General features: G+C 40.2%; 6 protein-coding genes. 1 reads left to right on the plus strand and 5 read right to left on the minus strand.

Going from position 1 to position 7,070, the window contains the following annotated elements; all coding sequences use genetic code 11:
• Positions 1–47: 47 nt before the first annotated feature.
• The 5 genes from ppsA to rlmD form a co-directional block, all read right to left on the minus strand.
• Positions 48–2,663, minus strand: a complete 2,616-nt coding sequence (ppsA, locus tag V7121_RS08755; RefSeq protein WP_335546385.1) for a phosphoenolpyruvate synthase — start codon at positions 2,661–2,663, stop codon at positions 48–50.
• Between the two features lie 358 nt (positions 2,664–3,021).
• Positions 3,022–3,489, minus strand: a complete 468-nt coding sequence (locus tag V7121_RS08760) for a phage tail protein (RefSeq protein WP_335546387.1) — start codon at positions 3,487–3,489, stop codon at positions 3,022–3,024.
• Positions 3,490–3,813: 324 nt separating this feature from the next.
• Positions 3,814–4,302 carry a pyridoxamine 5'-phosphate oxidase family protein gene (locus V7121_RS08765; RefSeq protein WP_335546389.1) on the minus strand — a complete coding sequence of 163 codons (489 nt, stop codon included), beginning with the start codon at positions 4,300–4,302 and terminating at the stop codon, positions 3,814–3,816.
• A gap of 148 nt (positions 4,303–4,450) precedes the next feature.
• Complete coding sequence (locus tag V7121_RS08770; protein ID WP_335494607.1) at positions 4,451–4,627, minus strand: hypothetical protein; 177 nt, start codon at positions 4,625–4,627, stop codon at positions 4,451–4,453.
• 233 nt (positions 4,628–4,860) lie between these two features.
• Entirely contained in the window at positions 4,861–6,243 is a 1,383-nt protein-coding gene (gene rlmD, locus V7121_RS08775) for a 23S rRNA (uracil(1939)-C(5))-methyltransferase RlmD (protein WP_335546391.1), read from the minus strand.
• Between the two features lie 185 nt (positions 6,244–6,428).
• Between rlmD and V7121_RS08780 the strand changes: the two genes are divergently transcribed.
• Positions 6,429–6,758, plus strand: a complete 330-nt coding sequence (locus V7121_RS08780) for a hypothetical protein (protein WP_335546393.1) — start codon at positions 6,429–6,431, stop codon at positions 6,756–6,758.
• Positions 6,759–7,070: the final 312 nt, after the last annotated feature.

Consider the following 7,070-nt stretch of genomic DNA (forward strand, 5'->3'; position numbering starts at 1 on the left):
AGTCCCTCAACGCCCTCACGCAATTGTGGACTGAACCCGTTGCCTCATTATAGTATTTCTATATACCCTTCTGATCCATTCACCCTGATCCTTTGTCCATCCTTGATCAGCTTCGTTGCATTTTCCACACCGACAACGGCAGGAAGACCGTATTCACGGGCTATGACAGATCCATGGGTCATCAAACCGCCTACTTCTGTAACCAAGCCTTTGATCGATACAAACAGTGGTGTCCAGCTAGGATCGGTATAGGCAGTAACCAATATATCTCCCTCTTCTACATTCGCATTTTCCATATTTAATATGACACGCGCTCTTCCTTCAATCACACCGGAAGATACAGGAAGTCCTGCCAGAGCATTTGGTGGAAGATGTTCTCGTTTATACTCACCGGCAATAATTTCACCATCAGATGTAATCACACGCGGGGGAGTTAGTTTTTCATATAATTTGTACTCATCTTTTCGCTTGCTGATCATCCCGTAATCCAGTTTATTTGTGCGTACGACTTCGCTAAGTTCTTCAAACGTGAGATAGTAGATATCTTCTTTTTCATGAATAACGCCTGTTTCGACGAGCTTTTCGGCTTCTTTCAGTAAGGCCTGCTTATAAACAAAGTAGCGATTAATCATGCCGTATTTTGGATATTCACGATATCCGATGAAATTCCGAATGAGGTCAATCACTCGTTTGGTTTCCTTGGCTTTTTGTTCACCATCCGGTAATTGCTTCAATCGCTCGACTAACTCTTGTTCTTTTTTCAAGGCAACATGACGCCCTTGCTCAAATTTCCGCTTGCTAGCATTCGACTCAAAGTTTTTGATGTTACCTAGAATCATCGGAATAAGTGTTGTTGGTTTTTCAATCCAACGAGTTCTAGTCAGATCGATTTCACCAGGACACCGCATTCCATATTTGTTGAGATACATAAGGATTGCCTCTCGGGTTTCCTGTCCACCAGTAACCATAACTAGACCTTCCAAAAAGTTATCGTCTCGGACGTTTTGTAGATATTCGATGACTTCTGGATAGGGACGAATCACATCTGCGACATCCATTAGCGCCAGACCCATTTCGGAAGTAATATTGTTTGGGACCGATTGGGATAAGGCATCAGCAACGTTTTTTTCACCTAACCACTCGTTCATTTTTTTATTGATCCATGAAGAAGCATCCATAACTGCCTTAATCACAGCCGAACTTTGTGGGTTAAATAAAATCTTCTTTAATTGCTGGAGATCTTCTAAAATAAAATCAAATACATCAGATCCTGATTTCTTTTGGATAGTTTGTTTTAACTCATCTATTGATGCTTCACTACTTTTAATCAAATTAGAAACGATAGTCGGATCGTTTTCGATCGGTGCTTGAAAATTAGATGACGATAACGTTGGATTGCTTTTAATGGAATTCGGGACGTGATTATCCTCTGGTGCCGATTTGATAAAATTTTCTCGCTCTACGATGGTCAGAAGGGCGTCTTTTAAGAGGGGATCAGATACTCCCGCCGCATGGATGAATGTGTTTCTGCTACCAGGTGCAGCAAGCATCTGGGTGATATCCACAAACAACCTTCCACCAGCCGTACGCATCGGTGCAGGCGTCGTTAACAGGTAAAAGGACAATCCCAATGGTTTCATGGGGTCGGTCATCATTTGTTGATGTCCAACCGATATATAGACATGATTCTCCTGGTCATTCGCTTCCGGAACTGGGAATAGAGTAGTGATAGGTCGACTCTGGACAATATAAAAGGTATCATCAACCAAACACCATTCGATATCTTGCGGACAGCCAAAATAAGTTTCAATCTCTCTTCCAAAGCTTGCTAGTTGTAATATTTGTGAGTCAGTAAGTGTTTGCGTCTTTTGCTGGTCAGGATTGATTTCCTGTTTCTCCGTTCCGCCTTCTTTCCGTCCATAAATAGCCAATTTTTTTGTTGAGATCATCTTATCAACGATTTTATCTTCTTTCACTTTATAGCAATCTGCAGATACCAGGCCGGAGACAAGTGCTTCTCCAAGTCCAAAACTAGCATCGATTGATAGCAGCTTGCGGTTCGATGTAATCGGATCAGCAGTAAATAAGATTCCTGAAGCCTGCGGGAATACCATCCGTTGTATGATGACGGATAAGGATACCTGGCGATGGTCAAAACCATTTTGGATACGGTAGATTACTGCACGGTCCGTAAATAGGGAAGCCCAACATTTACTGATGTGCTGCAAAATGGCTTCTTTTCCGATGATATTTAAATAGGTGTCTTGTTGACCAGCAAAAGAGGCATGTGGTAAATCTTCAGCGGTCGCACTAGAACGCACGGCATAGGCATGTTCATCGCCAAACTTGCACAGGTAGTGTGTCACAGCGAACGCAACATCGGCAGGAATTTCTATTTCCATAATTATGTTCCTAATCTTTTTGCTGATTTCACCAATTTGCTCTCGATGCTCTACTTTTAAACATGATAGTTGATCCAACAATGCGTCGAATACTTCGTTTTGTTCGAGGGCTTTTTGATAGGCCGCTGTCGTAACAGAGAATCCTTCTGGCACTTGTATTCCATGAATCTTTGATAGTTCCCCTAAATTCGCCCCTTTTCCTCCGACGTGCAAAAGTTGTGATTGATCAATCTCCTGAAACTCAAGAACGTATGGTTTCATTTCTGTCCCTCCCATTTATCAATTAATCATATAGAAAAACTGTCTATCTGCTCACCCAATAACGCTACCCACTCATTCTTGCTACCGACGAAGACCTATATTAATAGCAAACACTCCTTGAAAAATAGGGGTTGACGGGGAAGGTGATTATGATATATAATTATAATAGGGAAAATTTATACATAAAAATATAATCGACACATCTATATAAACTTATCACAGTTTCTCTTCTTTATCAATGTATTTTTATGACCTTGAACTTTAAGAAATTATCATATAAAAAGCCCAATTTCTTAGTATTACTATTAAGAAATTGGGCATTTTTTGTAGTTAAAAGTGGATTCCTCCACTCGCACTTTTAATACTCTCCTTTAATAACAAAAAATGAACCCCTAATCGTTCCGGCTAGTTTAGACTTCTGCCTAGCAAACTTAAACTTCCCTTCTAACTCCTTTGGTATCTCCATTCCCTCTGAAAGCTTAAAACCAACGGCCCGCTTAGGCTTAGGACCATCAATCGTATACAAGACGTTGACCGATAGACCATCCTCATAAAAGACGTAGTTCCAGTTGATATTTTCCACTTGAAAGCGCGACGTTTCTAAAGGTTTAGCCGCAAACTCAATACCACGTTCTTCCTTCAAAATTCGATTCACATAATCAAGGGTCTCCTGGCTTTCGCTAGCTGGCACAACCGTAAATTCATGCTTGTATTTGTTCATAAAATAACGAGCTTCATTCGCTCGTAAACCAGCAAGCGCGTCTACCACAGGTGAAGACTCTAAACCAACTGTTGACACATTTTTAAAATCAACGATATAAGACATTTCCATCTCTCCTTTTATCCCTCTCTAACAACAGGTATCGACAAGTAATTCAAAGGTTATTCAGTGAGTAATAAATCCCTCTACTAAATATTCTATATTATTCCTAAGGTAGCGTAAAAAACTTTTCCTAACGTAATAGTTTAATAGCACAAAATGCCCTCCCTAGGGGAAAAATTTCATCGAACTTTTAGACTGAGAAAGACCTGCAAGATATAAGGGCGAAGAAAAAGACCCCGTATTCGTTTTTTTACGATCCAGGGTCTGCTTAGCAAGGGCTCCTTAATTAAGAGCAATGAAATATATTGACTTAATGAGCGTTACTATTTAATTGTTCAATTCAATCGTTTCGTTAATGTCTACCGATTTAGAACTTTGTCCTGTCATTTGTTTATAGAAAAAAACAACTTTCTTTGTAAAATTACCTGTTTCCCAATATTCGGCCGCTTCCACATTTACCTTTATTAAAATAACATTAGAATCATCATAGGATGTTTGCATAATTTTCTCATTTGCTTTACTCCACAATTCCCTTTTCTTGTCTAAATCCTCAACAATTTCTGCTCTTCCGCGGACGGAAACATAGGATTTACCTACATAAGCCACATTAACATCTTGATCATGTAAGATTTCTTCATATTTATTCGTTTCTTTTTTAGTGAAAAACCATAAGTCACCATCAAACTCAACTTCCTGTGTTTTCATAGGACGAGAAACAAGCCCTGCTTCAGTGACCGTAGTCAGCATGGCTATGTCTACATCTTTAATTAATCCTCTTAAAGTTTCCATTTCTTCTTGTTTTATCATGTTAGACATTCCTATCACCTCTTTAGTATTTACAGAGGTAGACTACCCTTTAAATCAACTTTTATTCATGATAACGAATATCCAATATCAATAATCCTATCCTCTTTAACGCAAAAAGCCCACTCCGAAGAATGGACCTAAATTCTTTTTACCTTCATCATAGCATCTGTGACACAAATGTCCCCGCAATCATGGTCACAACCGCAATTCGGAAAAAGTTAAAATATTTTTTGTTTTTTCCGGTTTTTCGAATCATAGAAATAATTCCCATCACAAAAAACACGACAGCTGCTAATGTTGCGACACCTGTAATAATGGATACAATCGTACTCATTTCAATATTCCCCCAAATAAATTATAGAAATTTACAACATTGACATAATATCACATGAGTAAGGGAAGGGTTGATAAGTATGGGAAAATTTTCATTTTAATTTACTTTTAATTAACATCTCATTAAGCCGTCTTTCCCTTTCATTGTTAAAAAGCTTTGAAATGCTTCTTACTTTTCTACCAAATCAAGACCCTTCTATGCAAAAGGCCCACTCTGAAGAGTAGGCATAAATTCTAAATATATTTGTTTAAATGAATAAGGTGCGCAACACACTCCACATGTGTGGTCATCGGGAACATATCGACCGGCTGTACTTCCACTGTTTTGTATCCGCCGACCTCCAATATCCGTAAATCCCTCGCTAAAGTTGCAGGGTTACAGGATACATAGACCACCTTTTTCGGCTTCATCTCAATAATGGTCTGCAGCAGGGCTTCGTCGCAGCCTTTACGTGGTGGGTCAACCACTAAGACATCGGCTACATTCCCTTCCTTATACCACTTTGGAATTACAACCTCCGCTTCTCCAGCAGCAAACTCGGTATTCGTCATCTCGTTTAATGCTGCATTCCGCTTAGCATCTTCTATGGCCTCAGGAACGACTTCGACACCAAATACCTTCCGTGCTTTTTGCGCTAGGAATAAAGAAATCGTCCCGATTCCGCAGTAAGCATCAATTACGCTTTCAGCCCCACTAAGGTCAGCGTATTCAAGCGCCTTATCATATAAGACCTTTGTTTGAACAGGGTTAACTTGGTAGAAAGACAGGGCAGAAATGGCGAATTTCACATCGCCGATCGTATCATAGATGACTTCATTTCCCCATAGTACGTTCGTTTTCTCCCCCATAATTACGTTAGTGCGCTTGGAATTCACATTATGGATAAGTGACTTTAGCTTCGGCAGCCGTGCGGAAATTTGCTCCACTAATTGATTCTTCTGCGGGAGATCAGTCGTCCTTGTAATGATGGCCACCATCAGCTCGCCTGTTTGCTGTCCATACCTTGCCATAATGTGGCGGAGAACCCCTTTATGTGTCTCCTCCTGATAGGCAGGGATTCCTAGCTCACTGCAAATTTCCTTCACGACACGGACTGCTTCATTAATCTCAGGCAATTGAATGACACTTTCATTCGTATCAACAATTTCATGGCTTCTCGGTTTAAAAAAACCAGCAATCAGATGGCCGTCCTTTTCCCCGACTGGCACTTGTGCTTTATTACGGTAATGCCACGGAAGGTCCATCCCCAAAATCGGATGAACTAAGACATCCTCCAACTTTCCAATTCGGGTGAGCACTTGGCGGACCTGATTTTCTTTGTATTTCAACTGACCTTCATAGCTGATGTGCTCAAGTTGGCAGCCGCCATATTTGTGGGTATCTTTGCTCTCAATCTCAACTCGAAATGGACTTTTTTCATAAAGCTCTACCAAACGCCCGAAGCCGTATCCTTTGCCTACCTTGATGACCTTCACTTTCGCCCTTTCCCCTGGCAGTCCGTTCGGAACAAATAATGGATACCCATCCACTTTGGCCACACCCGCCCCGTCATGGGTTAAATCTTCAAAAACTACATCTATAAAATCATTTTTATTTACCGGCACTATTCTGCTCATTCGTTACTTCCTTTACTCGTTTTGACTGCTAAGATTGTAACACAAACCTCAACTGAATGCGAAACCTCCAATGGACAACAGCCTTTTCTTCAGAAAAAGTGAGAAAATTGTCAGAATATTTTTATTTTAAAATATAATAAAAGTGTATATGATTAAAACAATCTCATTATTGGAAGGAGTGGATAATGATGAAGATGAAAAGTAAACTTGCCATTCCGTTACTCCTTGCCTTCCTTGCTTTCACCTTACTGCACTTTTCATACTCACTTTCCCACTCTCCTACAGATATCAAGGCCATCACCAACCTTGATGATGCCAAGGTGAAAGGGCAATGGGACGATGACAAGAAGCTGCCAATCGAGGTACCGATTGACTTTGTACTTACAATGATCCTGGCAACGGTTGCTGTCCCACTTACTTACTTTCCAAAATTTTTCATTAGAAGAATGAGTTTTCTGATCCCGATTTTTCACCAATCCAACTATGTAATCCCACCCTCCCAAAAAAGTAGCTAATACAAAATAAGGGAGGAAAAAATATGTGGATCCGCTTGGTCATGATTGGATTTTTTTCATTATCAGCTGCAGGACTGTTAACCTACCAGGGCGTCGAAATTTTCCATGCCTTTGTAGATTTTTTTAAACAAAAATAAACAAAGGGCAGACTCTAAGAGGAGTGGTGAATAATCTCCTTGGTGTCTGCCCTTTCTTATTAAAAACTGTTTTCGATAATCGTGCCCTTCTACCTTGAAAAATCAAGTCCACGGTAACAATTAGCGTGTAATCGTGCCCTTCAACCCTTAAAAATCAAGCCCACGGTAACAATTA

Source organism: Neobacillus drentensis, assembly GCF_036962125.1.
GTDB lineage: Bacteria > Bacillota > Bacilli > Bacillales > Cytobacillaceae > Neobacillus > Neobacillus drentensis_B.

Bases quoted from the DNA above. Each gene is read 5' to 3' on its own strand.
- rlmD (WP_335546391.1), bottom strand. From the start codon at position 6,243: ATGAGCAGAATAGTGCCGGTAAATAAAAATGATTTTATAGATGTAGTT.
- V7121_RS08780 (WP_335546393.1), top strand. From the start codon at position 6,429: ATGATGAAGATGAAAAGTAAACTTGCCATTCCGTTACTCCTTGCCTTC.
- V7121_RS08770 (WP_335494607.1), bottom strand. From the start codon at position 4,627: ATGAGTACGATTGTATCCATTATTACAGGTGTCGCAACATTAGCAGCT.
- V7121_RS08760 (WP_335546387.1), bottom strand. From the start codon at position 3,489: ATGTCTTATATCGTTGATTTTAAAAATGTGTCAACAGTTGGTTTAGAG.
- ppsA (WP_335546385.1), bottom strand. From the start codon at position 2,663: ATGAAACCATACGTTCTTGAGTTTCAGGAGATTGATCAATCACAACTT.
- V7121_RS08765 (WP_335546389.1), bottom strand. From the start codon at position 4,302: ATGTCTAACATGATAAAACAAGAAGAAATGGAAACTTTAAGAGGATTA.